Annotated in this window: 25 protein-coding genes; 2 read left to right on the top strand and 23 right to left on the bottom strand. The window is 58.6% G+C overall.

The window, feature by feature from the left end:
• Positions 1–90: 90 nt before the first annotated feature.
• Positions 91–669: a sulfurtransferase-like selenium metabolism protein YedF gene (yedF, locus tag JFN93_RS20220; RefSeq protein WP_199385959.1), complete on the bottom strand. Its 579-nt coding sequence runs from the start codon at positions 667–669 to the stop codon at positions 91–93.
• On the bottom strand, positions 666–929 hold the full coding sequence (locus tag JFN93_RS20215; protein WP_199385958.1) for a DUF3343 domain-containing protein: 264 nt from the start codon (positions 927–929) through the stop codon (positions 666–668). Before JFN93_RS20215 ends, yedF begins: the two co-directional genes overlap by 4 nt.
• A gap of 94 nt (positions 930–1,023) precedes the next feature.
• Between JFN93_RS20215 and JFN93_RS20210 the strand changes: the two genes are divergently transcribed.
• Together JFN93_RS20210 and JFN93_RS20205 are read left to right on the top strand one after the other, a co-directional pair.
• The gene (locus tag JFN93_RS20210; protein ID WP_199385957.1) at positions 1,024–1,281 is read left to right on the top strand and encodes a hypothetical protein; all 258 of its coding nucleotides are present in this window, start codon (positions 1,024–1,026) and stop codon (positions 1,279–1,281) included.
• Positions 1,274–1,741, top strand: a complete 468-nt coding sequence (locus JFN93_RS20205; RefSeq protein WP_199385956.1) for a DUF721 domain-containing protein — start codon at positions 1,274–1,276, stop codon at positions 1,739–1,741. The genes JFN93_RS20210 and JFN93_RS20205 overlap by 8 nt, the downstream gene beginning before the upstream one ends.
• Positions 1,742–1,859: 118 nt before the next feature.
• Here the strand turns inward: JFN93_RS20205 and JFN93_RS20200 are convergent, their stop codons facing one another.
• The 21 genes from JFN93_RS20200 to JFN93_RS20100 all read right to left on the bottom strand — a co-directional run bounded on the left by JFN93_RS20200 (position 1,860) and on the right by JFN93_RS20100 (position 24,436).
• Positions 1,860–2,615: a tRNA1(Val) (adenine(37)-N6)-methyltransferase gene (locus JFN93_RS20200; RefSeq protein ID WP_199385955.1), complete on the bottom strand. Its 756-nt coding sequence runs from the start codon at positions 2,613–2,615 to the stop codon at positions 1,860–1,862.
• Positions 2,616–2,706: 91 nt separating this feature from the next.
• Complete coding sequence (locus tag JFN93_RS20195; RefSeq protein ID WP_199385954.1) at positions 2,707–5,148, bottom strand: YfhO family protein; 2,442 nt, start codon at positions 5,146–5,148, stop codon at positions 2,707–2,709.
• A gap of 84 nt (positions 5,149–5,232) precedes the next feature.
• Positions 5,233–6,444: a glycosyltransferase family 4 protein gene (locus JFN93_RS20190; RefSeq protein ID WP_199385953.1), complete on the bottom strand. Its 1,212-nt coding sequence runs from the start codon at positions 6,442–6,444 to the stop codon at positions 5,233–5,235.
• A gap of 313 nt (positions 6,445–6,757) precedes the next feature.
• Positions 6,758–7,738, bottom strand: coding sequence for a glycosyltransferase family 2 protein (locus tag JFN93_RS20185; protein WP_199385952.1), 981 nt, complete (start codon positions 7,736–7,738; stop codon positions 6,758–6,760).
• A gap of 2 nt (positions 7,739–7,740) precedes the next feature.
• A complete protein-coding gene (locus JFN93_RS20180) occupies positions 7,741–8,889 on the bottom strand; it encodes an acyltransferase family protein (RefSeq protein WP_199385951.1) in 1,149 nt (382 codons plus the stop codon).
• Between the two features lie 113 nt (positions 8,890–9,002).
• Positions 9,003–10,160 (bottom strand): glycosyltransferase family 4 protein, encoded by a 1,158-nt coding sequence (locus JFN93_RS20175; protein ID WP_199385950.1) that lies wholly within the window; start codon positions 10,158–10,160, stop codon positions 9,003–9,005.
• Positions 10,161–10,186: 26 nt separating this feature from the next.
• Positions 10,187–11,038, bottom strand: coding sequence for a glycosyltransferase family 2 protein (locus JFN93_RS20170; RefSeq protein WP_199385949.1), 852 nt, complete (start codon positions 11,036–11,038; stop codon positions 10,187–10,189).
• A gap of 87 nt (positions 11,039–11,125) precedes the next feature.
• Complete coding sequence (locus JFN93_RS20165; protein ID WP_199385948.1) at positions 11,126–12,310, bottom strand: glycosyltransferase family 9 protein; 1,185 nt, start codon at positions 12,308–12,310, stop codon at positions 11,126–11,128.
• Positions 12,311–12,456: 146 nt separating this feature from the next.
• Positions 12,457–13,158, bottom strand: coding sequence for a class I SAM-dependent methyltransferase (locus JFN93_RS20160; protein WP_199385947.1), 702 nt, complete (start codon positions 13,156–13,158; stop codon positions 12,457–12,459).
• A gap of 53 nt (positions 13,159–13,211) precedes the next feature.
• The gene (locus JFN93_RS20155; RefSeq protein ID WP_199385946.1) at positions 13,212–14,009 is read right to left on the bottom strand and encodes a class I SAM-dependent methyltransferase; all 798 of its coding nucleotides are present in this window, start codon (positions 14,007–14,009) and stop codon (positions 13,212–13,214) included.
• 12 nt (positions 14,010–14,021) lie between these two features.
• A complete protein-coding gene (locus tag JFN93_RS20150; protein WP_199385945.1) occupies positions 14,022–14,639 on the bottom strand; it encodes a class I SAM-dependent methyltransferase in 618 nt (205 codons plus the stop codon).
• Entirely contained in the window at positions 14,639–15,649 is a 1,011-nt protein-coding gene (locus JFN93_RS20145) for a glycosyltransferase family protein (RefSeq protein WP_199385944.1), read from the bottom strand. Before JFN93_RS20145 ends, JFN93_RS20150 begins: the two co-directional genes overlap by 1 nt.
• 25 nt (positions 15,650–15,674) lie before the next feature.
• Positions 15,675–17,045 carry a flippase gene (locus tag JFN93_RS20140; RefSeq protein ID WP_199385943.1) on the bottom strand — a complete coding sequence of 457 codons (1,371 nt, stop codon included), beginning with the start codon at positions 17,043–17,045 and terminating at the stop codon, positions 15,675–15,677.
• Positions 17,045–18,175, bottom strand: coding sequence for a non-hydrolyzing UDP-N-acetylglucosamine 2-epimerase (gene wecB / locus JFN93_RS20135; protein ID WP_199385942.1), 1,131 nt, complete (start codon positions 18,173–18,175; stop codon positions 17,045–17,047). Before wecB ends, JFN93_RS20140 begins: the two co-directional genes overlap by 1 nt.
• 171 nt (positions 18,176–18,346) lie before the next feature.
• Entirely contained in the window at positions 18,347–18,793 is a 447-nt protein-coding gene (locus JFN93_RS20130; RefSeq protein WP_199385941.1) for a hypothetical protein, read from the bottom strand.
• A gap of 43 nt (positions 18,794–18,836) precedes the next feature.
• Positions 18,837–19,445 (bottom strand): winged helix-turn-helix transcriptional regulator, encoded by a 609-nt coding sequence (locus JFN93_RS20125; RefSeq protein ID WP_199385940.1) that lies wholly within the window; start codon positions 19,443–19,445, stop codon positions 18,837–18,839.
• Between the two features lie 9 nt (positions 19,446–19,454).
• Positions 19,455–20,036 (bottom strand): hypothetical protein, encoded by a 582-nt coding sequence (locus tag JFN93_RS20120; protein WP_199385939.1) that lies wholly within the window; start codon positions 20,034–20,036, stop codon positions 19,455–19,457.
• A 172-nt stretch (positions 20,037–20,208) separates the two neighbouring features.
• Positions 20,209–21,387: a glycosyltransferase family 4 protein gene (locus JFN93_RS20115; RefSeq protein WP_199385938.1), complete on the bottom strand. Its 1,179-nt coding sequence runs from the start codon at positions 21,385–21,387 to the stop codon at positions 20,209–20,211.
• Entirely contained in the window at positions 21,380–22,324 is a 945-nt protein-coding gene (locus JFN93_RS20110; protein ID WP_199385937.1) for a glycosyltransferase family 2 protein, read from the bottom strand. The genes JFN93_RS20115 and JFN93_RS20110 overlap by 8 nt, the downstream gene beginning before the upstream one ends.
• Positions 22,325–22,446: 122 nt before the next feature.
• Positions 22,447–23,448 (bottom strand): glycosyltransferase family 2 protein, encoded by a 1,002-nt coding sequence (locus tag JFN93_RS20105; protein WP_199385936.1) that lies wholly within the window; start codon positions 23,446–23,448, stop codon positions 22,447–22,449.
• Positions 23,429–24,436: a cytochrome c3 family protein gene (locus JFN93_RS20100; RefSeq protein WP_199385935.1), complete on the bottom strand. Its 1,008-nt coding sequence runs from the start codon at positions 24,434–24,436 to the stop codon at positions 23,429–23,431. Before JFN93_RS20100 ends, JFN93_RS20105 begins: the two co-directional genes overlap by 20 nt.
• Positions 24,437–24,470 lie beyond the last annotated feature (34 nt).

Below are 24,470 nucleotides of genomic sequence, written 5' to 3'. Positions count from 1 at the left end.
CTCTCCTTCGAGCGTTCCCCCTTCTTCGAGCGTTCCCTCTCCTTCAAGGAGAGGGACAGGGTGAGGATGGGGTCCTCCCACCCTCCGCCCCTAGATCCGCACCACCGACCCTGCCGTCACCAGGCTCTCGGCAATGGTAAGCATGTTGGTCACGATGCCGGCCGCGAGCTTATCCTTTTTTTGGAAGAAGTCCAGGCAGATACCGCAGGAAGCCACCTCGACCCCCCGGTTTCCCAGCGCGGTCAGCGCCTCGATCACCTCGGACCCCTCCGCCGTCAAAAGCACACCGGTATTCACGAAGTACATCCGGTCCGGAAGCTGGGAGGTCTCGACCAAGGTCATAATGAAGTTCTTCATCAGCAGCCGGCCCAGCTCTTCCGGGCCGTCGCCGAGGCGGTCGGTGCCGATCAGCATGACCGTTCCCCTGCCGGACGGGGCGGGCGCGGTCGGCGCCGGGGCAGCTGCACTGCCGGTGATGGTAAAGGCATAGCCTCCCTCGCACGGCGCTTCGGCAACGCTAAACCCACGGTTTTCGGCAAAACGGCGGACATTTTCCCGCGGCGCGCCATCGTCCAGCAGCACCCGGAGGGGGCCGCCTTCATCCAAAGCCTTTTTCACTGCCACCACCGGAAGCGGACAGGCTTGCCCGCGCACGTCGAGATCTTTCATGGTTCCTCCTGTATTTTCAGGTATTCCTCACCCTGCTTTCGAAAAAGCTCCTTGGGAAGCAGCCCCGCTTCGGAAAGCGCCGACTCGACCTCGCGGCGCACCTCTTCGCCGTAGCGGAGGCCCAGTCCGCAATCCGATGCGATCGCCCGGGGAGCGGGAATCATGAGAATAGGAAGCTTCCTGTCCTTAAGAAGCCGCTCCGCCTCCATCACCCGATGCACCGATTTGAAAATCGCCACGTAATCACCGTCTTTTACCACGATAGGGATCCTCCCGGATTGGTATCTCGCGCCCGATGAATGCGCATTGACAAAGAATGCGGACTCTACTATTAATGGCGCAAGAGGAAATTCAATGCAAACAGTTCTTCAGGTAGCCCTCCTCATGATCCTGGCTGCCGCTTTCAACATCCCGATGGGGTATCAGCGCCAGGCCTGCGAGAAGTTCTCCTTTGGCTGGTTTTTTTACGTCCACATATCCATTCCGCTCATCATCTATCTCAGAATCAAGGCTGGTCTTGGCTGGCAGGTGATCCCGTTCACCCTGGCCGGCACCATCAGCGGCCAGATCCTCGGAGGGAGGCTCTACCGCAAGAGGAAGGGGAATGGCTGACAAGCGCCCCAGGATGCGTCGTCCCACCACGGTCAGCTCGATCCTGAGCGGCGTCTTCACCGGCACCCCGGCGGCCGAGCGGCTCCGCGAAGGACAGATCTGGGTGGTATGGGAAGACGCGGTTGGCCCGGGCATCGCCGCCCACGCCCACCCGGTCAGCTTCCGCGACGGCACGCTTACCCTGGCCGTCGAGAGTGCCCCCTGGATGCAACAGCTCACCTATCTCAAGCGCGAGATCATCGCCAAGGTCAATGAGGCCCTGCGCGAGCCGATGGTCCGCGACCTCTACCTGAAGGCGGGACGGGTCAAGCCCGCGCCCCCTCCCCCACCAGAACGAAAGCGGCGTCCCCTTACCGAAGAAGAGATCCAGTGGGCCAACGAGCAGGCCAATTCCCTGGAAGACCCCGAGCTGCGCGCCGTATTCGAACGGCTCATCAAGAGGGACTTGGAGAACCGGTAATCTCTGCAGCCCCGTCTCATCCTCCGAATAACAAGTGGACTGATGGGCGCAGCATGCTGCGCCCCTACGAACTCTGGCCGTCCGATGCAGTCGGCTTCGTGCATCCCGTTGTCAATTGTCAATTGTCAATTGACTCCCGATCAACCTTCCGATATATCCTCAGCTTCTCCTCAGAGTACCGTCCTTCCTCGTCGCGCACCAAAAGCGGCGGTTCCACCTTCAGCTCTCCGCTTCTCCCCTTCGCCAACTCAACCAGGAACATCCGGGCATCGGCACTGCCGCTGCCGTGTACCATCCGCAGCCGCAGCGGCGCGAGCTTCTGCCGGGTCGCCTCGGCCATCAGCTCGACCAGCCGGCAGGTGTGGTAGATGAAACAGATCCGCCCCGACTCCTTCACCAGGTACTTCGCGGCGGCAAGGAAGTCGGCCAAGGCGGCCGTGGTCTCGTGGCGGGCCTCGTCGCGGCCGCGGCGCGGGCTGATCTTCCCGGTCCCGGGACGGCGGTACGGCGGGTTGGATACCACAAGGTCGAAGGTCGATACCGGAAAGTGCGCCTTCAAAGCGACGATGTCCTCGGAGACGATGGACACCCGCTCCTGCAGGCCGTTCAGCACGACGTTGCGCCGGGCCAGCTCCGACATCGCCGGCTGGAATTCGATGCCGGTTGCCGTGCAGAATGGCTCGATCCGGGCGAGCAGGAGCGGGAGGATACCGCAGCCGGTCCCGAGATCCACCGCGCTCTCCCCCGGAGCAATCCCGGCGAAGTCGGCAAGCAGCAGGGGATCGACCGAAAACCGGTAGCCATGCCGCGGCTGCACGATCTTAAGGCCATAGCCGGTGAGTTCGTCGAGGGTTTCGTCGTCTTTTGCCAGCATCGTTTCCCTTAAAGCGAAAACCTGCCTGGAATGCACCAGTGCAGGTCTTCGTACCTTTGCCGTATCAGAATAGCCGGTCGGATCAGACCGATCAGACCGATAATGAACCCTGGCGCCGGAACCGCACCTCGCGCGCCAACATCAGGAGGAAAAAGGCGAACGACGCCAGGGTCAGCCGCTTGCCGATCTTGAACGGAACCGGGTCGAAGACGAAGGACACCTTGTGCTTACCGGCCGGAAGATAAATCCCTCGCAGCACGTAGTCGACCGGATAGATCTCGCTCGGCTTCCCGTCCACCGTCGCCCGCCAGCCGCGGTAGTACTTCTCCCCGAGTACCAGCATCGCGTTCACCGCCGCATCGGCATCGACGTCGATCCGGTCCCCTTCGTAGCGGGTTACCTGGGCCCGGCCCGGATCGGGGTAGGCCTGAGCCCGGAAGTCGGCCAGCGGGATCGGCGGGGGAGACTCCACCAGGGCGAAGACGCGCGGGTTGAAGGCGGGGTTCTGCAGCGCAGTCAGGAGGTTCTGCGGGTTGTCGACCGGAATCGCGGTCGGAGTCAGCCACGCCTTGGGAAGCACGGTCCGGCTCTCCAAAATGACCGTTCCCCCGTCCGGCGAAGTGAAGACCGGGGCGAATTTCCCCTTCAGCGTTGCCACGTCTTGTGCCGCCTGACCTTTCGGCTCGACGAGATAACGCACATTCAAGATATCCGGCATCGCAGAGGCGAGGTTGAAGTTGTCGAGGTAGTCCTGCCAGCGCCGCTGCTGCACCGCGTTCGAGGTAAACATGACCGGAATTCCGGCTGCGGCATAGGGCATCGGGTCGCCGGCCATCGGCAGCGTCCGGAACTGCTTCGACTGGTTCAACAGGTAGCTGATATCCGGAGTTTTGGCAGCACTCTCCCGGTGCGGCGGGTCCACCAGGAACATGAACTTCGCGTTCACCCGGCTCACGTCGATCAGAAACAGCGCCAGCAGCACCACGGGAAGGAGCTTCGCGCTCAGCTTGCCCCGCTGGTACAGGAAAAAGGTCGTGGCAAAGAGCGCGGCGAGTCCGGCCGCAAACCCGGTCTCGACCATGAGATTGACGTAGCGCTGCACGATGAGCTGCTCGGAAGTCTGCTCGTAGCGGGTCGGCTGCCCCAACTGGTCGATGAAGGTCTGAATCCAGTACCCCTTTCCGAACGCCTCGATCCCCAGCAGCACCAACAGCGCGGCCGGGAGGATGCCGATCCCGGTGAGATAGCGCCGGAACGCCTTGGTCTGGCGCACCTTCTCGTCCAAAAGCAGATCGAGCCCCAGCGCCCCCAGCACCCCAAGCCCCAGCACCGGAATGAACATCATCATCTTGGGCACCCGGAACCGGTTGATCCCGGGGAAGTGATCGAACAACAGGTTGTAGAAGAGGGTGTATTTCCCCATGGAAAAAAGGACGCCCAACACGATCGCCGCGGTGGCGAGCCAGGTGTAGCGGTCGCGTCGGAAAATCAGCGGCAGCGGGACCAGGAGCCACGGGAGAAGCCCCATGTAGGAGAGGGTCTGCGAGAAGTTCATCCGCCCCCAGTAGTATGCGGTGATGTTCTTGGGGTTCTCGCCGGCCTCCTGGCGAGAGGTCCCGAAGAACCCGGGAATGATGAAGGCGCCGAGCTCTTCGGGGGGGAGCGACCACGCCATCGCCTCATCCCGGTTGAGTCCCCCCTTGGACTGGGCGGCCGCACCGACGGAAGCCACCGTGGCGGCGCCGCGGTTGGTGTCTTTGGACCAGTTCGCCAGCGGAGCCAAAGAGATGGCGACCGAGGTAAGGAAGAACAGGAGCAGCGCCACGTTCAGGCCGAAGAGCCGCGCGCTCTCCTTCCCGCTGGCCTTCTCGGTGCGGATGATGGCAACAGTACGGGCGATGCCGTAGATGGCCACCGCCAGGCAGGTGTAGAACGCGATCTGCCAGTGGGTGTGGAAAAACTGGTAGGTCAGCACCAGGGCCGTGGTCAGAAACCAGAAAAGCCGGCGGGTCTTGAACCCTTTTTCGAAGAAATAGAAGACCCAGGGGGTGAAGGAGATCGTGGCGATCTTCATGACATGGCCGGCATTGATCAGGGAGGCGTGCTCCGGCGCCAGGGCGAAAACGAGCCCGGCAAGAACGGCGGCCACACGGCTCGTGCCGATCAGCCGGCAGAAATAATAGGCGCCGACCGCCCCGAAGAAGAGGTGCAGCACCATGTACCAGGCGATGTTCGCCGGCGAGGGAAACAGCCACAACACCAGGTTCCGGAAGAAAAGGAACTGCGAAGAGACGCCCCCTCCTTCGGTGGTGAACCCGGAATTGATGTGGAGGTCCCATCCCGCCGAGGCGAGGTCAACCCGGAACAGGGACCAGAAGGAGCGTGCCGAAGTGTCCTTCACCGCCCAATAGAACTCGTTGATGATGTCCGGTGCCCGGACGATCTGGTGGGTGAAAAGGATTTTGGCGAACAGGATGATGAAAAGCGTCAGCAGCCCGACAAGGAGAAGTCCGTCTTTTTTGCGTTCCGTCATGAAAACCCCACGCTGGGAATAAAATTCGAAAAGCTGGTTAAGCATCAACTTACCACCCTCTCCCGGGGGCGAGGGTATCAAGATTCACCCACGGGGCAGCGGCGTGTCCAATGAAAACGAAGCGTAGAAATCCTGCAGCCGGCGGGAAGCGAGCAGCCAGTTGAAATGGTCGAGCAGATACTGCCGCGCCGCACTCCCCAGCCGGCGCTGCCGGTCCGGATCGTTCAGCAGGGCCACCGTCTCGGCCGCCATCTCCTTCCAGTCATCGGGGTCGCACAGCACGCCGGAGACCCCGTCCCGAATGTATTCAGCCAACTGCCCCACCCGGTCCGCAACTACCGCCCGTTCGGCGCGCAAAAGCTCGGTCGCCTTGGCTGGGCACTTGGTGCGGTTCACCAAGGTATTGGCAAACGGATAGATCGCCACGTCCCCTGCGGCAAGGTAATCGGGAATCGCCGCGGGCTCAACCCACCCCGCAAAAGCCAGCGCTTCGGCAAAGCCCGACTCCCCGGCGACCCGCTGCAGGAGCTCCTCTTCACCCTGGCGCCCCTTTCCGACCACGACAAAGCGCACCCCCGGCACCTGCCGGTAGATCTCGGCAAAGAGGTAATGCAGCTTCTCCTGGCTGAACTCGAAAAACCGCGTGTAGAGAAGGACCACCGGCGCCTCGGCTGCAATGCCGAGCCGCTCCCGTGCCGCGGCTCCGTTACCCGGCGGGGCGGCGGAGACCGAATTGGGGAGATAGAGCAGCCGTTCCGCAGCGATTCCCATTCCCGATACCAGCTGTTCCAGCCCGCGGCTGGCCACCGTTACACCGGCGGCGCGCCGGGTGATCCACTGTTCCTGAAATCGGTAGAACCGTTTCTCCGGGCCGGAGTAGGCATGCAAGTCGTTCATGCCGCCGTCCCCCTCCCAGTCGTCGGTATCCAGGAAAAGCGGAGCGAGCCGGATTCCGGTGCGCCGAAGCGCCAGATGCAGCATCGCCGCGAGGCCGCCGTATCCCTTCGGTTTGAAGAGGTGGACCAGGTCGGGCCGCTCTCCGAGCGTCGTGCGAAACATCCGCCCGGCGAGGATCGGGGCGGCGAGCACCTTGTTTCGGGGACCAAGCTGGACGTTTACCAGCCGCACCCCCTCGACGATCTCGGTCTTTCCTGAATCCTCCGGATTGGTGTAGGGGGGAGCGACGATGACCACCTCGTGGCCATCCTTTTGCAGCTCCGCCGCCAGCGGCACCATCCGGGCCAAGACGGTCCCCTTGGGACGGATCCCAAACGGTGCGAGAAAGACTATCTTCATAACGCATCTGCTCCTGCAGGCGATGACACGAACGCAGACCACCAGAGTTATCTGGAATGCCCGGAAATTGCAAGCGTGAACTTCGACAACGGGACAGCCCCTGTTGTGCTCAGGCGGCTCCCCCATTAGGAGTGACATTCTTGTCGCGATACCAGCAGGAACTCGCGGTGCCGAACACCTTCACGGTACGAGCAGCCACCAATGTGGGAGCGCCTTTCCAGGCGCGATTACCGTCCGCAGCAATGAATGTTGCGACAGAATCAGACTTGGGTTCCACACCGGTCAACCTGCCACCCTCACCGCGGCCAGACTCCTACTCCCGCGCCTTCCTTGCGAAGGTGGCGACGGCGCTGTTCGCCGGCTGCAGCAGGGCGGCAAGCTCGGGAGGCGTAAGCCGGCGCAGCGCGGCGACCTCTTTTCGCTTTTGCAACAGCAGTGGAAGGGAACGCACGACGTCCCAGCGCGCCCGCAGCGCGGCTCCGGCCCGGTGCCGCAGGACAGCCAGCGCCAGAGCACCCAGGTCGAAACAAAGGATGCGAAACAGGTGGCGTCCCAGAAGGGAAGCCGGCCAGTTCTTGACCAGGACGAACCACTTGTTGCGGTGCACGTGGTAGACGGTGAACGGGCTCATCTTGCCGCTGGTCGCCGAATGGACGTGGAGCACCACCGCCCCCGGAGCGCTCACCGCCCGCCACCCCGCCAACCGCCCCCGCCAGGCGAGATCCAGGTCCTCATAATAGGCGAAGAAGTCGTCATCGAAGAAGCCGACCTCGTCGAGCATGGCGCGGCGGTACAGCGCCGCGCCGGCGCAGGGGCCGAAGACCTCAGTGGGGGTATCGTACTGTCCGACATCGGTCTCCCCCACCCCGACGTTGTAGCCCATCCCGTTCGCCGCGACCTTCACCCCCGCCGAATCGATCCGCCCCGGTTGGTAAAAGTTCAGCATCTTGGCCGCAACCATGCCGATCTTCGGGTCGGCCTCGGCGGCGGCAACCAACTCGGAAAGGAAATCGGGGGAAACCTTGGTGTCATTGTTGAGAGTGACGATGAATTCGCCTTGGCACTCATCGAAGGCACGGTTGTTCCCCCCCGCGAAGCCGAGATTTTGCGGCACAGCCACCAGGCGCACCCAGGGAAACCGCTCCCGGACGTATTCGGCGGAACCGTCGGTCGAGCCGTTGTCGAAAAGGACCGTCTCGAAATCCCGGAAGCTTTGCAACGCCAGCGACTCCAAGCAGCCATCGAGATGCTGTTTCCCGTTCCAATTGAGGATGATGACAGAGAGCCGTGCCATGGTTAGCCTACGCTTGGGGCCGTTTCCCCGATTTTTTCCCGGCAGCGCAACTCATGTTGGAACAGACGTTTCAATCCGCTTCGCGCCGGGCGCTCGATAAAGAGATAGGAAAGCACCGATAGAAGGATCACTGCCATCACATAGATATGCAACACGGCGACTTTTGAAAGGGTGCCGTGGTATGATGCCGTCACTTTCTGGAAGGCAAGAAAGATCGGGACGTGCAGAATGTAGATCGAGTAACTGGCATCTCCCAGCAAGAGACATAGCCGGGCGGATAGCACCCTTGAGATGATGGTGCGATCACAGGAAAGAGAATAAATGAATATGAGAAACAGCGGCGCCATTGCCCCGTTGGTAAGAGCCAGCTTGAGGGGGAGGTGCTCCAAACTCTGGCGCCCTAGCAGTACGGCTACGATCAAAGCGAGGGTACCGATGAGAAGGGCCACGTTGAGCTTTCGTCTTTCGGACAGCCATCGGCCATGGCTCAGAAAAAGTAGACCACTCAACATGCCGCACAGGAAAGTGTTCAAATGTAGGCAGGGAAGGTAATAGAGCAGATCGAAGAGAACAGAAGATGGTTTAACCGGCAAAAAGGTGCTCAATGACACGTGGACCATGCTGCTGGAAACCCAGAAAAACAGTGCCGTCAGCGAAAGTTTTCTCAGGCTGGCCTTGGCAAAGGCGGTGATCAAAAAAGGGAAAAGCAGATAGAAGAAGGCCTCGACAGAAACGGACCACCCCGGGTAGTTATAGGCCATCGGATAACCCGGAATCCACGACTGGACCAGCAAGGCACTGAACAGCTGCTTTCGCGAGGCATCGCGCTGCGGATCAAGGAGCAGGACAGTCGCCCCAAGCCCCAGAAGGTATACCGGGTAGATGCGGGCAAACCGAGCCTGCCAGTACTGTTTGCGGTCGAAAGGACCGCCCCCCTTCTGGGTGTAGACCACCGCCATAATAAATCCGCTAAGGGCATAGAAGAAGCTAACAGAAATGGGTCCAACCAGGAAGAGTCGATCAAGCGTGGCGTAATTGAACGGAAAAATGCCAGAGCCATAGTGGTAGTAAACGACACTCAAGGCCGCGACGAACCGGGTGAAGGTCAGCTGATCAATTTGTCTAGATGGTTGTACTGAATCAACCGACACATCGGCTCCTGATCTCCGACTCAAGCCGGAGGGAAGTTCATTTAGTCAATGCTCCCCATCGAACCAGCGGGGGCGCCCGGCAGCGCCGCTGTCATGGACTACCGGCGCTACAGCTATTTTCCCTGGAGCGCCGCCCGGTACACGTCGACCGTTTTTCGGGCCACGCGGTCCCACCGATATTCCGGGACTCGGGCGAATCCCAACCGGCGCAACCGGTCCCGCTCCGACCGGTCGTTCCAGACGCTCCAGACCGCTTCGGCAATCGCCTCGGGGGACTTTGGATCAAACAACAGAGCGGCATCCCCGGCGACCTCAGGTAACGATGTGACATTCGAGCAAACAACCGGGCACCCGCAGGCCATCGCCTCCAGGACCGGAATGCCAAATCCCTCGAATAGCGATGGGAAAGCCAGCATCTCTGCCAAGTTGAAAAGGACGGGAAGGTCCTCAAGAGGCAGGTACCCCAGCACCTTGACGAATCCATGCAGGCCCAGCTTTGCGATCTCCGAAAGGAGCGCATCGTGGGATTGCTTCGCGATGCCGGTCAGCACCAGACACCCGTCAAAGCCCCACCGCTCCCTCAACAGTCGCAACGCCGCAAGGAGGGCCTTGTGGTTCTTGTGGGGCCACGTGGCCGCCGGGTAGAATAGGAACGGCCGGTCCAGGGTGTACTTTTTCCGAACCGCTTCCAAAACAGCGGGTTCCTCGATAGGACGGTACTCCGCTCCGCATCCCACCGGTACGACATCGATCTTCTCCGGTGCAACGTCGTACCGCTCCATGATGCAGGACCGAGTGAAGTCCGAGATGCTGATGATGCGCAGCGCCTCTTTGCAGGAAGGCCCAAACAGTCTTTTCCGCTTGTGCAGATCAGCAGCGGAGAAGAACTCGGGACAGTACTCGTGCTGGATATCATGGACGGTCAGCACCGATGGAACCGACAGCGAGACGGGATTCAAGACGTTAAACGGATGGTGCACGAGATCGAAGCCCAGGTCGGCGATCTTGCGTCGGAGCGGATCCACGTTCAGCACGTTGCGCAGCACGCCGCGGACTTTCCAGTTCCAGGAATTCAGCTCGTAATGAAACGGCTTCAGCGTAAAGGAGGGGTTCGGTAGCGGAAAGGAGTCAACGTATCCCTCATTGAGGATGACGCCGTAACTGTTCTCCCGGTCAATCACCTGCAACCAGTACAGCAAATTCCGGAAATACGTTTCCATCCCGCCGATCTTGCCGGGATACAGGCTGATGCCGTTGAGCCCAATATTCATGCGTGGAGACAACCTCACTGACTTTCTCAGGCGATACGTTTCACCTTACGGATCTTCCGTTCTATCTTCCGTGACAACACCTCGAAAAAACGTTTCGGATCGACCACATAACCGGACCAGTGCCGGAGTTTCTGCCCCAGCCGGTAAACCGGAAACCCATGCCGGAGCAGGGGAGGAAGGTCTTTGCGGTATCTAAGCAGTAGGGTCTGGCAGCGACCGACATTGCTCCCCGCTTCCCAATCGGAAAAGGTCTTGGTACCACGAATCAGCCGAAAATAGCCAAAAGTTTCATCTACGTAGCGCACCTGCGCCTTCTGGACCGCCCGCAATAGAAATTCAAGATCCAGAGCGTAGTGTTCATTCACGTCGTAGGGGCCGACCTGGCCGTGCAGCGAACGGTGGTAAAAATAGGCGGCGGGGTTGATAGGCCAAGGGTTGACCTCGGGTCCCACAAGGAGCTCCGCAAGCTTGAGGCGAGCCGGCTTGTTGATAAAGAGGAGCGCACCGTCGTCATCGATAACCTTACAATTACCGACCAGCAGGGATGGTTCCGGCAGAGTGCGGAACAGTTCCACGACGCGCCGCAACGCTCCGGACTCGTAAAAGTCATCCACATTGAGAAAACTGATCACCTCACCAGCAGCGAGCCGGATCCCCTTGTTCATGGCGTCGGACTGCCCCTGATCCGGTTCCGAGATCCACCTCAGGTGCGGGTACCGGGTCGCGTACTCCTCGAGGATGGCGACCGTCCCGTCCTTGGAACAACCGTCCAAGACCAGATGCTCAACTCCGGGACAGTCTTGAGCAATTACATTGTCCAGGCATTGCCTGATGAACCGCTCACCGTTGTATACCGGTGTGATTACCGTCAGCTTCATGCAACTATGCCTTTTTTTGACCTGTGTTTCACAAGCGATCACCCTCCGACACACATAAAGACAGCATTCTGCTATCGGCCCCGTACGTTAAGAACGGAACCCAGTTGGCAGAATCTCTTTTACGGCACACCAAACCTCCTCAACCGAGATCCCTTCGATACAATCAGCGACTCTATTAGGTGCGCAGGAAGGACATTTCCAGTTGCACCCAAAACACTCCGACCGCCGGGAAACGACAATGGGAGAGGGCTTACTGCTCTCCTCCATCACAGGGTAAGGGAGGAAATTGCCATAATGGCCTCCTCCCAGGATGCACACCGACGGGGTCGATACTGCAGCGGCAATGTGCACGGCACTAGTCTCATTTGCCAAAACCAAATGGGCTCCAGCAATAATTGACACCAATTCCGGAAGAGTTGTCTTCGCCACCAGATTTTTGAGACTCACTCCAGCCTTGTCCTCCAGCAACGCACCCAGCGTTTCTTCACCGGGCCCCCCACAAATAACCCCGGTCCAACCTGTGGCGGAGGAGATACGGTCGGCGACCTCCGCGAATCTCTCAATAGGCCATTGCCGCAGTACTGCACCGGCCCCCGGAAAGACAACGAAGTAATCGGGGATATCCAAATCAGGGACGCTCTCGGTCGATACCGGCAAATCTGGAATCTTAGGCTTAGCATGGGTTACACCCAGGCCTCTGAGAAATTCCGCATTCTGCTCCAGCACGTTTAGCCCTGGGGTCGCCGCCACGAGACTTGTGTACCAGCGGTCACTGATCCTTTTTTGCCACACGCCCAAGTTCAGAAGGTTTCCTTTTGACCCGATTCGCTGATCGGCGCCGGTGGCAAAAATGACACTATCTCCGTACATAAACTCCCGAGCTTGCGTCGGATTGATCGCAATACCGAAAGATGCTTTCTGGATTTTTCGTAACTGTAAAATCCTGTAAGTGAGATTTTTCGAGAACTTTCGTCGATCCAGATGCCAGATTTCGTCGAAGATGCCGAGGCTAACAGCAAGATCGCCAACGATTTGGTTGCACAAAAGCGTCAGGCAGAACTTATCGGAAGGGTATAACTTCCTCAAAGCCTTGGCGCTCTCGACCCACAAAACGAAGTCACCGATGGCGTCGAGGCGGACAACTAGAACGCTCTCGGGGCGGTCTCCTCCTTCCTCAGAGACAGCAAGCACAGCTTGTTGCACAAAGAAGAAAAAACAGGCCCTCACATTGTTGAAGACCTTTTCAAGCAGAGTTTTGATGGATCCAGGCATATGCTTGTTCTCTAGCGAAAGGCAGTGAGACGCGGACCATTGACTAGGATATCGTTACGAATTTTCTTATCTGGCATGATCAAAAATATAAGGAAAAAGCAACCATAAACGCCAAAGCTAGAACCCATTGGCATTCACTTAGAAAACTAGTCATGGTATGCCACGGCATAGAAAACTGGATTCAGTATTTCAGGGTTGAGGTTCCCAGTAAGGCGCCGAGAAAATTTAATATATTTCCAATATGCCGCACGTAAAGATTTCCAGCAATACTTTGACCAATGTTCCGATATGAACTCTTCGAAACCATGCATCTTAATATTTTTGAAACCTGCAGTCACTAAAACCTGATGTAGGCTATGCTCGACGTAACCAACTTCGTGGGTGATGTCGTTGTATCTGTGTAGCTGAGCGTCGGGCGCCTGCATATTCGGGACTTGTACTATTACCTTGCCTCCGTCAGAAAGAGCGTTTCGGAGAGATGAAAGAAATGAAATCACCTTGTCCTTTGGAAAATGCTCCAATACATCTAGTACAGTTATAAGTGCAAACTTTTTATCGCACTCTGCCAGCCAAGTGGCTGAGTCTTGTACTACTTCACACTCTAGACCTAAAGATAAACAAAATTCTATTGTGCTAGGCGAAATATCAATGCCTTGGTAATTTTTATAGCCCCAGGTTTTCATGCAGGTCAGCATCTCCCCTCTGCCAACTCCGATGTCAAGCACGTGATCATTTAAATTGGACGGGAAAAGAGTCCGATAGTTATTCTCGAACTGCTTGATCTTGAAACATGCCTGCTCTCTTCCATCAAAAGCCGTATCCAGGTAGGTATTAAAGATTTCCTTCATTTCGTAACCCCAAAGATAAAATAACTACAACCTGCGATGATCCTGCCACCTATCTAGTCATGAAGCCTGGTTGGTCCAGCTTTGGCTATCTCTTGAAAGTCGTCAGCCAACCGTGATGTCCGACGCAATATTAAGTTGACCACAGCTGCCACCAACTGCCTGCTGACGGCTTTGAAAAGAAGCGGTGAGATCCTGCGCCGAGAAAAAAGGTGCAGTGACCTGCCATCTGAGCACAAATGCAAGCCGAAGCGCTGGGCGATCTTCGACAGGGCGTCCATCGTATAAAACGAGATGTGCTGGCCGTAATCCGGGATGTAGTACCACCACTGGTCCGGCTGCGGGGGACCGGGGGGAAGGATCTCTGTGGTGAATAGAATGTTGTCCGAATGAGAGAGCATCCGGTCGATCTCTTCCAACGGGTCAGCCAGGTGTTCGAAGACCTCAAAGGCGCAGAGAAGTTCGTACTGCTGCCCCGAGGTCGGGTCTGCCTCGAAATCGGGGGCGAACAAGTTAGCACAGTACTTGTCGTGGCGGTAGAAATCGAAACCGGCGTCCCGCATGAGGCGAACAAAGAGACCGTACCCTCCGCCGTAGTCGACGAACTTTCCATTACCGTCGAAAAAGGAAGAGATAATGGCCCGCGTGGCCTTCGCCAGCCTCAGGTTTCTGCCGACCAGGCCGATATCATTGCGGTTGATCGCCTCCGAATACGCCTCCGGCAGCCAGTACGGCGGCTCGGTTTGGACGAAACCGCAGCCGTCGCACCGATAATAGTTGACTTGGTATTTCTTAAGCACCAGCGCCTTGGCAAAGGGCGACAGGGGAGATTGGCAGAGCGGGCACGACATCATGGCGCCTCTTCTTTACCTAAGGTCAGCAAGATTCCCGAATATATGAGCGGGAGCCTTCGCAGGTTTTTTCACAAACAGGGCGAAGTGCACGTCCCCCATTTGAAAATCGTGGTAGCAGATATACTCGCTCATGATATTCAAGATATCTTGCAGACAGAAGTCCTGTACGTGGTACGGGTTGAAGTGACTCGATTTCTTGTTGGGATAGGAGATGATGACGTTGTCGATTTTGCATCTCGCGGCAAGACGGGGAATTAAGCTCAGATCTTCAAAGTGCTCGATCGCCTCCAGACTCACCAACGTATCGAATTTCTCGCTCAAGTCTTCGATATCCTGGCAGCGGAAATCCGTCTTATTAGTCTGGTATTCGGTTTTAGCCCATGCTATTGCCGAGTCATCCTTATCGATGCCGACGACGACTTCGACCTCAGGATTTACCGAAAGGAGATAGGAGCCATAACCGCAACCCGAGGCAAAATCGAGTACTTTGCCGTAGCAAAACCTCCGCACCGCAGCATAGCGACGCAGGTGCTCGTGAAAACGTATTTCCGACTCGACTTCGGAGAACTTTTCCCGGGTGATCATGATCCGTTCCAAAACAGGCTTTTTTGCCATCTCTTCCTCCAGCATTACAGGTTTTCTTCCAAGATATTCAGAAAGTTGTTCCAACCGTATCGTTCTTGCAACCGGTTCCGGTTCCCCTCACTCATGCACTTCAGTTCACTTTCCGGAAGCTCCTGAAGCGCCTCCAGCCTTTTCAGGTTGCCCTCGGCGTCATCCAAATCAAGATATGTGAAGTCTTCTTTGGTATATCCGCTCTCCCTGGTGCATGCGACGGGGAATCCCCAGCTCATCGCCTCGAGGATGGTCGTCGCCTGGGCATCGGCCCGGCTCATGTTGATAAAGATGTCGTACTCCCGAGCCACCGCCGCCATGAAATCCGGCGTCAGTTTCCTTGGCACAGAGATCCGTTTCCACCCTTTGATATCCCCGCCCGAACAGATAAATCCCCCAGAGAACCCGCGGCCCGACGCCGCAAAGCCCTCCAACAGGTCCACCCCCTTTTCGGTCCCGAGCCGCCCGATGTAAAAAAACTTCCGCTTTCCTGGCGGGTTGAAAGTCGTCTTGAGCAGCGGGTAATCGGCCGGATCCAAGGCCATGTTCAGATGGACCAGCTTATCCCGCAGGCCCAAAAGGGGCGAGCGGTCCAGGGTGTCGATCCAGTAATTGCCGCAGATAGCAAAGAACTTGTCACACTGCTCCACCGCTTCCGCCAGCCAGCCGACCTGGCGAGGGTCGTGATTGTAGGGCGCGATGAGGTACTTGCGGTGAAACCGGTTGTCAGCGAGAGCCCGCCAAACCACGGAGTCGCAGTCGTTCACGGGATGCCCGAGCAGGATGTCCCCATCCTCGGGACGGAGATCGATCCGCTCGTGCAGGTTGTAGAGCTTTACCGGAAACCGCTCCGATAACCGACGCGCCACGTGATAGGTGATCGACAGAGGCGCCTGGACCGGGGCCGGCCAGCGGTAGCGGTCCCAACTCTGGTGCCAGAGCTTTCGCCCCAACAGCTTTAGCTGGTACTGGTCGACCTTGCTGTAAGGGGTCGCATATACGAAATGGACGGTTGGCTTCGTCATCACACCTACTCTGGCTATTCAGGAATCACTGCTGTTTCAGCAACCGGCGCATCGGCGAGATCAACAGGAGAGCTTTGGTCTGCATGACGAAGATCGATCTCGTCTTGGGATGCCAGGCGTTGATGAAATAGCTCCCGGTAAAAAGCGCAATCAGGGTCGCCCAGGCTGCGCCGATATTTCCGAAACGCGGAATGAGTATAAGATTCAAAACTACGTTGATCCCCGCTCCGACCCCCGTGGAGTACAGCGAGTACCGGGTGAAATTCTCGACGGTTACCCAATACTCCCGAACGTGACCAATGAAGACGAAGACGCCCGAGAGAACGTAAATCGCCAACACTCCTCCCGCCTGCAGGTATGCCTTACCGTAAAGCAGCCGGATAATCTGATCCGAGAACAGGAATAGCGGCAGGACGAACCCCAGGGACACCATCGCCATAAGGTCGAAAACGCGTTGCAGTCTGCGGTAGTAAAAATCTTCACCGGCCGCTTTGGCCTCCACAATCGTCGGCAGGATCGAGTTGAGGATGAGCGCCGGAAAGACGTACCAGAACTCGGAGAGTTTTACCGCCACCGAGTAGATACCTACGGACCGGTCCCCGAGCATCTGACCGAGCATGACCTGGTCGATCCGGTTGTAGATCATCAGCATCAAACCAGCGAAAATCAGCGGCCAGCTGTCCCTCAGGAGCCTCTTTGCCCAGTCCAGGCTGATCCGGAGATACGACATACGTTTGGTCACCATCTGGTAGGCGACGAGCAGGCCGAAACTTCCCACCAAGACTTCCAAAGTCCCTGCCCACGCAAAGGCAATCAGGGGTGCTTTGATCAGGATCAGGACGATTTTCGCAATAGTGATGAGGACGAAGCCCACCAGATTGGCCGAAATCGCCCGTTTGGACAGCAACTGCGACTGAAACCAGAAATCGAATACCTCAAACGACTGAAAGATAAACCCGGCAGCCGTGATACCGACCAGCCAGTGAGTTAGAGACTGGCCCGGCTGAAGGATAAGAATGGCCCCCATTGAAAGCAGCAGTGCGAGCACCCCTCCGCAGAACTTCAGAAGCATGGCGGTGCCGAGGATTTCGTCGGTCGATTCCGGGTGACGCACCACATCGCGCACAACGATGCCGTAAAGACCGATGTTGGCAATTGCGGTAAAAAGACCGACAAAGGCACTGGCATAGCTCAATAGGCCGTAACGCTCTGGCCCAAGGTAGCGCGTCACCCACACGGTGATCAGAAATCCCACCCCCATGCGAAGCGCCTTGTCAAAGAAGAGCCAGCCGGTGTTGTGGATTACCCGTTGCAGGAGTTGGCTTTTTTCCAGCTTTCCTCTGAGAAATGCCGGGAGGTATTTCGTCCACCCTTGGTTTGTCGCCGCCTCAGGCATCAAAGAGATCCCAGACAAGCAACAATCCGTTCGGACGCCTTGCCATCACCGTAGGGGTTATGTGCCATGGACATTGCCGCGTAGGCTGCCGGATCGGTCAGGAGCACGGAGGTTTCCTGTATGATCCGCTCGGGATCGGTCCCGACCAGGCGGACCGTGCCGGCGGTGACCGCCTCGGGGCGTTCGGTGGTGTCGCGCATGACCAACACCGGCTTGCCGAGGGACGGGGCCTCTTCCTGTACTCCGCCCGAGTCGGTGATGATGAGATGCGAGCGGTTCATCAGGTAGACGAAGGGGAGGTAATCGACCGGCTCGATGAGGTGCACGTTCGGGTGCTCTCCTCCCCCCAGGATCCGGCGCACCGGTTCCTGGACGTTCGGGTTGAGGTGCACCGGATAGAGGATCTCGGCGTCCCGGTAGGACCCTGCGATCTCGGCAAGCGCCGCACAGATGTTCTCGAAGCCGGCCCCGAAGTTCTCCCGGCGGTGCCCGGTCACCAGGATCAACCGCTTGCCGGCATCGAGGAAGTCGAACTGGCGGTCGAACTGGCCGCGCAGGGCGACGTCATCGGCGAGCCGTGCCGAAACGGAGAGAAGGGCATCGACGACCGTGTTTCCGGTGACGAAGATGGTGTCGGCTGCGATCCTCTCGGCCAGGAGGTTGTCGCGTGCCGCGGTGGTCGGGGCGAAGTGCAGGTCAGCCACCGCACCCGTGACGCGACGGTTGATCTCCTCGGGGAAGGGGGCGTGCTTGTCGTGGGTCCGCAACCCCGCCTCGACATGCCCCACCTTCGACTTGGCGTAATAGGAGGCGAGGGTCGTTGCCATCGTGGTGGTGGTGTCACCGTGAACCAGGACCACGTCCGGCTTAACCTCGGCAAGTACCCCCTTGAGCCCCTGCATAACATTGCAGGTGACGTCGTAGAGGTCCTGCTTGGGCTTCATGATGTCCAGGTCGAAATCGGGCCGGATCTCGAAAAGGTTCAGGACCTGGTCCAGCATCTGGCGATGCTGTGCGGTGACGCAGACCAGGCTCTTGAAACTCTTGGGGTGCTTTTGCAGTTCCAACACAACCGGGGCCATTTTGATGGCCTCGGGGCGGGTGCCAAATACAGAGAGTATCGTCAGCATAGGTTCCTTCTTCAGAGGCAAGATTTTTTAAGAGCGCGGGAAGGTGCCATCATTTGATCGAGAAAGCTATCCACGTCATCAAGCCGTGCCAGGATTCCCTCACATCGATATCACGTATGGGCGTCGCGTCGCAGTTGGCGTGGGAGCCGAAAAGTTCAAGCCCCACAAAAGCTACTCAAATTTCTCCTCTTCTTCCTTGATACTGAAACCTCTTTTATGAGCCAGAGGATCGGATTTGTGCGCAACAAAATCGGCTGTCAACGCGGTAACACGGTTGTCGAGCTTGTCATAATCTTCATCCTGCCTAAGCTCCATTCGATCCATTCGCTCGACCATCGCCTGCTGTCCCTCAATCACCATATCTACTTTCTGTTCCAATCGTTCAATCAGGACACCGGTGCGACGCTCCGACGCTTCTATTGCTTCTTCCATTCGGCGAGTGAGATCGCGGGTCAAATCCAGTTTCAGCTGGTCCATCTTCTGGTCCATCTTCCGGTCCAATTCCGCAGACAGTGACGCAGACAGTGACGCAGACAGTGACGCAGACAGTGACGCAGACTGTTCGTCGAGCTTCCTGGTTAGCAGTTTTTCTATTAACTCAAGGTCTTGCTCGGTCATGGCGTCTCCTCCATAGGCAGAATGAGCTCCCAGTTATTCAGAGTCAGCCCCGCTCCCCGCCGGTCTGGTAGATGCTGGACGGCTCCGCCCCCAGGCGCAGGAGTTCGTTGCGCAGCTCCTCGCCCTGTTTGAGCGAGGTGATCACGATGCGGTGCTTGCCGGAGAGAAGGCCGATGGCCGGGGTGACGATCGTTTTGTCGAAGAACTTCCCGCTGGCCTTCGGGTCCATCACCAGGTCGAGAGTGAGGCCGACCTCCTTGAGCGAAAGGTAGGCGATCTCGGCGACCTCGTCGACGCCGCAAAAGGCGACACCACGCACCCCCTCCGCGGCGATCTTGCGGAAGAGCTTCAGGTAGTCCTGCCGGGCAACCGTGTAAAGCCCGGTGAAGTAGCTTAAGTGCTGGTAGGCGAGGCGGCTTTTTTCAGCGAAACCTTTGGGGGTGAGAAGGTAACCGTAGCGGTTCTTGGGGAAGGTGGTGACCCGGACGAAGCCCTTTTCGACCAGGTTTTTCAAGTAGGAGTTTACGAGCCCGAGGGCGATGCCGAGGCGTTTGGAAAGTTCGCGCTGGGAGAGTTGCTGGTCGCCGGAGATCTCGGAGAGGAGCAGAAAGGCGCGGTAGGTATCAAGAACCTTTTCGTTGTCACCGTTCATGCGATGAACTTACAGGAAACACCCCAGGATTTCAACACAAAAGCGGTCGAACCGTTTTCCTTGCAGGCCGAACCGCTTTCCTTGCTGGCCGAACCGCTTTCCTTGCTGGCCGAACCGCTTTCCTTGCTGGCCGAACCACTTTCCTTGCTGGCGGAACCACTTTCCTTGCAGGCGGAACCACTTTCCTTGCAGGCGGAACCACTTTCCTTGCAGGCCGAACCACTTTCCTTGCGGGCCGAACCGCTTTCCTTGCGGGCCGAACCACTTTCCTCGCAGGCGGAACCACTTTCCTTGCGGGCCGAACCGCTTTCCTTGCGGGCCGAACCACTTTCCTCGCAGGCGGAACCACTTTCCTTGCAGGCCGAACCACTTTCCTTGCAGGCGGAACCACTTTCCTTGCAGGCGGAACCACTTTCCTTGCAGGCCGAACCACTTTCCTTGCAGCCGGAACCGCTTTCCTTGCAGACGGAACCACTTTTCTTGCAGACGGAACCACTTTCCTTGCAGGCCGAACCACTTTCCTTGCAGGCGGAACCACTTTCCTTGCAGGCAGGACCGCTTTCCTTGCAGCCGGAACCGCTTTCCTTGCATGCCGAACCACTCCCTTGCAGGGGGTGTAAAAAGGTTTGTGGTGGAAATGGTCAAGTCGGCCAGGGACGTATTTAATACTTCGGGAATTGGCCGTTTAGGAGCGAGACGACAACTTAATTGCGGTGGGCTGATGACAGTCGTACTTCATAAGGAGAATGAACGCTGAGGTTTTCTATCCCTCGATATTGACGATCCTTCGGTAAATCTGCGTCAAGCGTTTGCCCCGGACGGTCCACGAGTGTTCCTTGATCGCCATTTCTCTGGCAGCGGCGCCGACCTCGGCACGAAGCTCCCGGTCTCCTGCCAGCCTTCCGATGGCCCCCGCCAAGTCCGCCGCGTCACCGAATTTGGCGTACAGCGCGGCTTCCCCCAGAATCTCCCGATTCACCGGGGTGTCGAAAACTACCGTCGGGAGCCCACACGCCATGTAGTTGAAAAGCTTCCCGTTGGCTTCGGTGAGCGATACCTTGGGCGAAACCGCCAGGTCCCCGGCACACAGGTACTGCGGCGCCTCGTCGTAGGGTACCCTCCCGGTGAAGGTCACCAGGTCGTCGATCCCCATTTCCTTCGCCTGGGCGCGGTACTTTTCTTCGGGAAACCCCATCACCAGGAAATGAACCCGCGCCCCCTGTTGTTTGAGGTATTGGGCCGCCTCAAGGAGCAGATCCACCCCCTGGTAGCGGTTCAAAACCCCCAGATAACTCACCACCGGCCGGTTCAGGGGAAGGCCGAGCCGCTGCCGGATCGCTTCTTGGGGGTGCGGCGCAAAGCAATCGGTGTCCACCCCGTCGATCAGCGGGCGAATGCGATCTTTCGGGACCCCTTGGTTAACCAGGAGTTCCGCGGTCGGCCCCGAACTGGTCACGATGAACTCAGCCCGCGCGTTGATCCACCGCTCCAGTCCGGCGAAGAACCGCTGCAAAAGTGATCCCTCCTTCACGAAACCGTGGTCGGTGATCTCGGCGGTCAGGCTTCCCTGGCAGTCAAAGAGCATCGGAATACGCAAAAGCGGCTTCAAAAAGGCGCCGATGAACGCTCCCTCGTGGAGATGGGCATGGATCAGGTGCGGCTGGAAACTCCTCGCCACCTTGAGGGCCTTAAAGAAAAGGAGTATATCGAGGTAGGGCTTGTGCCAGGAGGGTCCCGCGGCGAGCTTTCGGTACCAGGGGATGGTCGGAATCCGTTCGGTGGGAACGCCGGGGACGTCCCGTCCGATGTGGTAGGTGACCAGCCGGACCTCCACCCCCTGTGCCTGGGCCGCGCGCGCCTCTTCCAGGATGCGGACGTGGCAGCCGCGGTCCGCAAAGAAGGGGGTCGGGGCCAGGATGAGGACGCGAAGCGGCTCAGCCAAAGTTGAGCTTTTCCTTGATCTTGTAGATCTGCTTTCCCTGCGCCTCGTAGTAGGTCCGCGCGCTCAATTCCGCCAAAAGCCCCATGACGATGAACTGGACCCCCATGAACAGAAGGAACGCGGTGAGGATGAGCAGCGGGTTGCGGTTCATGCTCGTATTCTCGAAGAATTTCATATACAGGGTCGCCAGGCCGGTGAGGACCCCGAAGCCCGAAGTGTAGATTCCCCACTTGCCGAAGAGCTGGATCGGCTTGGTGGAGAAGTTGAGCAGGAACTTCACCGTCATCAGGTCGAGGACGACCCGCATGGTGCGGGAGATGCCGTATTTGCTCGTGCCGTGGAGCCGTTCGTGGTGGCGCACCGGCATCTCGGTGACCCGCGCGCCGACCTGAGAGGCCAGCGCCGGGACGAAGCGGTGCATCTCGCCGTAGAGGTTCACGTCCTCCAGGACGTCGCGCCGGTACGCCTTCAAGGTGCAGCCGTAGTCATGCAGATGGACGCCGGTCATCTTCGAGATCATCGCGTTCGCCATGATCGAAGGGAGGCGCCGGTTGATGAAGGTGTCCTTGCGGTCCTTGCGCCATCCGGAAACGACGTCGTACCCCTCGTCGATGCGCTCCATGAGCAGTGGAATATCCAGGGGATCGTTTTGCAGGTCGCCGTCCATCGGTATGACGACGCGGCCGGTGGCGGCATCGAACCCGGCCGACATGGCGGCGGTCTGGCCGAAGTTACGGCGCAGGCGGATCACCTTGACCCGCGGGTCCTCGGAAGCGGCCAGCTTCAGGGCCGGGTAGGAATTATCGGAGGATCCGTCGTCGACCAGGATAAGTTCATAGTCGAAGCCGGACGGCTCCAACGCCTCGCTCACCCGCCGATGCAGGATCGGGATGTTATCTTCCTCGTTATAAATGGGAACAACTACACTTAAATCCACAAACACCTCTTTTCAATGATCAATGATCAAAGAACAATTCGGCCTGGCAACCCAGCGTCTCGCAGCAAAGTTCCCAGACCTTTCTTCAGTAACAAAAGACGTCAATAATCATTGTCCATCGATCATGACCACGTTCTTCCCATCGGTTTGACTTCCGCCACCTCAACGTTGGGCGCCGTCCGTCCCTTTTGCCGGAAACGTGGGAAAAGCAGCCCCCGGAAAACACCGGCGCCGTACAACAGGTGCAGGGTCGGATAGACGTAGAGCAGGCGCACCCCCAAGGCCGGATCGCAGACCCGGGCCGCCTCGACAAAACTGGCCATCCCCACCCCAAGCAGGTAGGCAAGCAGCGGGAGCGCCAACAGGGGAGCCGGATGAAGCGCCAGCACCCCGAGATAGATCAGGAAAACGGAGGGCGCAAACGCCCCGACCCGTTTCACCCCTTTGGCGAGCACGGTCTGTTCGCCGCGCCCGCGGCCATAGCCGAACATCTGCTTCACAAAGGCCCGGTAGGTCGGCCGCTGGCTCCGGGTGACCGCCAGCTCCGGGTCGTGTACCAGCTTCAGCCCCTGCCGTTGCAGCCGATCCATCAGCTCGTTTTCCTCGTTCGGGTAGAGCCGCTCGTCCAGCCCCCCGTTTTCCAGGAAAACCTCGCGCCGAAAACTCAGGTTGCAGAGGATGAGCTCGCTGTCATCGGTGCTGCGCGCCTCCCCGAACTTGAGATACCGGGTGCGCGCCCCTCCTCCGCCGAAGCGGGAAGCAAAGGCGGCGGCGAAGGTCTTTTGCAGCGGAGTATCGGTCTCCGGGGTGAGCGACGGCCCTCCCACGGCTGCGACAGCGGGATCGCGGTACTGTTCCAGCGCCCGTTCGATGAATCCGGGAACCGGGCGCGAGTCGTCGTCCAGGAAGAAAAGGATCTCCCCCTGTGATTGCCGCGCCGCCCGGTTGCGCTGGGTGCTGGGCGCCGAACCGTAGGCGACCAGGACTTCCATCAGCTCCGGAGGATAGGTTGCGGCACGCAAGGCCGAGAGTGCCCGCACCTCCCCCCCCGGCTTCACCGGTATGATGACGCTTACCGGGATGGAGGCGTCAGCGCGGCCGGCATCACTTGAACTGCGGTCCAACCGGTTTCTCTCTGTCGTAGTAGAAGGTCTTGTGGCAGCCGACGGAGCACTTCCCGCCGGTCGGGGTCTTGGTGAAGTTGATCGGGATCTGCCAGGCACCGAAATTCGGAGACTTGGGATTGATCAACCGCTCCTGGGATGCCGCGTGCGGATTGTGGCAGATCTTGCAGTTACGCCCTTTCCCGGCCTTGTTCACGTGAACATAATGCAGGTTGCGGGTGCCGTTGCGGAAACCGGTGGCGCTGTCGGTGGTGGCCGCCGCTGCCAGATCCTTGTTGTGGCAGGAGAAGCAGAGCGGGAACGCGTCATCGCCGAACGGCCGGTACGGAGTGTCCGGGAAGTCCGCCTTGAGGAGCTTGCGGTTGTCCGACACGTGCGGCCGATGGCAGTCGAGGCATTTCCCCTCGGCCACCGGTTTGTGTACCGATTTCCCCTCGGCGAGTTTCGCGTCGTGGCAGGAGAAGCAGAGCTGCGCGCCCGGCTTTCTCAGGAGCATCCGGACGTCAGCTTGGTGGGCATCATGGCAGGACAGACACTCCCCCCGGGTGACGGGGGGATGTCCGTGTTTTCCGTTGAATTTCTCGGTGCCGTGGCAGCCGTAGCAGAGCTTGGGCGGCGGCGCCTTGAGGAGCTTGCTGAACTCGCCGCTGTGGGCGAGATGGCAGGCGGTGCACTCGCCCTTTCCGACCGGGCCGTGCAAAAACTGCTTCTTCACGATGTAGCCATGGCAGGTGGCACAGAGCTTTTTCTTCTCGGTGATGAAACCGATCGAACCTTTCGCGAGCGGGTGCTCCAGGGAGAACTGCTCGTGGCACCGGAGGCACTGCCACGCGCCGACCGGCTTGTGCACCACCTTCCCGTCCATGAGGTTCTTATGGCACATGGAGCACTTGAACGGCTCCGATACCCCCGCCGATGCAACAGAGGGGAGCATCAGGGCGCATACCAGAAAGACCGCGGCCAGGACCAGGTTGCGATGGTGGTTCATGGTGGAGAAACGCTCCTTTTATACTGCCGTTGGC

The sequence above is a fragment of the Geomesophilobacter sediminis genome, assembly GCF_016458275.1.
GTDB classification, from domain to species: domain Bacteria; phylum Desulfobacterota; class Desulfuromonadia; order Geobacterales; family Geobacteraceae; genus Geomesophilobacter; species Geomesophilobacter sediminis.
This window is presented reverse-complemented; position numbering and strand designations above follow the sequence as displayed.

Excerpts from the sequence above, each read along its gene's own strand:
- JFN93_RS20160 (WP_199385947.1), bottom strand. The coding sequence starts at position 13,158 with ATGAAGGAAATCTTTAATACCTACCTGGATACGGCTTTTGATGGAAGA.
- yedF (WP_199385959.1), bottom strand. The coding sequence starts at position 669 with ATGAAAGATCTCGACGTGCGCGGGCAAGCCTGTCCGCTTCCGGTGGTG.
- JFN93_RS20100 (WP_199385935.1), bottom strand. The coding sequence starts at position 24,436 with ATGAACCACCATCGCAACCTGGTCCTGGCCGCGGTCTTTCTGGTATGC.
- wecB (WP_199385942.1), bottom strand. The coding sequence starts at position 18,175 with ATGCTGACGATACTCTCTGTATTTGGCACCCGCCCCGAGGCCATCAAA.
- JFN93_RS20140 (WP_199385943.1), bottom strand. The coding sequence starts at position 17,045 with ATGCCTGAGGCGGCGACAAACCAAGGGTGGACGAAATACCTCCCGGCA.
- JFN93_RS20125 (WP_199385940.1), bottom strand. The coding sequence starts at position 19,445 with ATGAACGGTGACAACGAAAAGGTTCTTGATACCTACCGCGCCTTTCTG.
- JFN93_RS20145 (WP_199385944.1), bottom strand. The coding sequence starts at position 15,649 with ATGACGAAGCCAACCGTCCATTTCGTATATGCGACCCCTTACAGCAAG.
- JFN93_RS20205 (WP_199385956.1), top strand. The coding sequence starts at position 1,274 with ATGGCTGACAAGCGCCCCAGGATGCGTCGTCCCACCACGGTCAGCTCG.
- JFN93_RS20210 (WP_199385957.1), top strand. The coding sequence starts at position 1,024 with ATGCAAACAGTTCTTCAGGTAGCCCTCCTCATGATCCTGGCTGCCGCT.
- JFN93_RS20155 (WP_199385946.1), bottom strand. The coding sequence starts at position 14,009 with ATGATGTCGTGCCCGCTCTGCCAATCTCCCCTGTCGCCCTTTGCCAAG.
- JFN93_RS20150 (WP_199385945.1), bottom strand. The coding sequence starts at position 14,639 with ATGCTGGAGGAAGAGATGGCAAAAAAGCCTGTTTTGGAACGGATCATG.
- JFN93_RS20200 (WP_199385955.1), bottom strand. The coding sequence starts at position 2,615 with ATGCTGGCAAAAGACGACGAAACCCTCGACGAACTCACCGGCTATGGC.
- JFN93_RS20185 (WP_199385952.1), bottom strand. The coding sequence starts at position 7,738 with ATGGCACGGCTCTCTGTCATCATCCTCAATTGGAACGGGAAACAGCAT.
- JFN93_RS20170 (WP_199385949.1), bottom strand. The coding sequence starts at position 11,038 with ATGAAGCTGACGGTAATCACACCGGTATACAACGGTGAGCGGTTCATC.
- JFN93_RS20175 (WP_199385950.1), bottom strand. The coding sequence starts at position 10,160 with ATGAATATTGGGCTCAACGGCATCAGCCTGTATCCCGGCAAGATCGGC.
- JFN93_RS20190 (WP_199385953.1), bottom strand. The coding sequence starts at position 6,444 with ATGAAGATAGTCTTTCTCGCACCGTTTGGGATCCGTCCCAAGGGGACC.
- JFN93_RS20130 (WP_199385941.1), bottom strand. The coding sequence starts at position 18,793 with ATGACCGAGCAAGACCTTGAGTTAATAGAAAAACTGCTAACCAGGAAG.
- JFN93_RS20165 (WP_199385948.1), bottom strand. The coding sequence starts at position 12,310 with ATGCCTGGATCCATCAAAACTCTGCTTGAAAAGGTCTTCAACAATGTG.
- JFN93_RS20120 (WP_199385939.1), bottom strand. The coding sequence starts at position 20,036 with ATGCAAGGAAAGCGGTTCCGGCTGCAAGGAAAGCGGTCCTGCCTGCAA.
- JFN93_RS20195 (WP_199385954.1), bottom strand. The coding sequence starts at position 5,148 with ATGACGGAACGCAAAAAAGACGGACTTCTCCTTGTCGGGCTGCTGACG.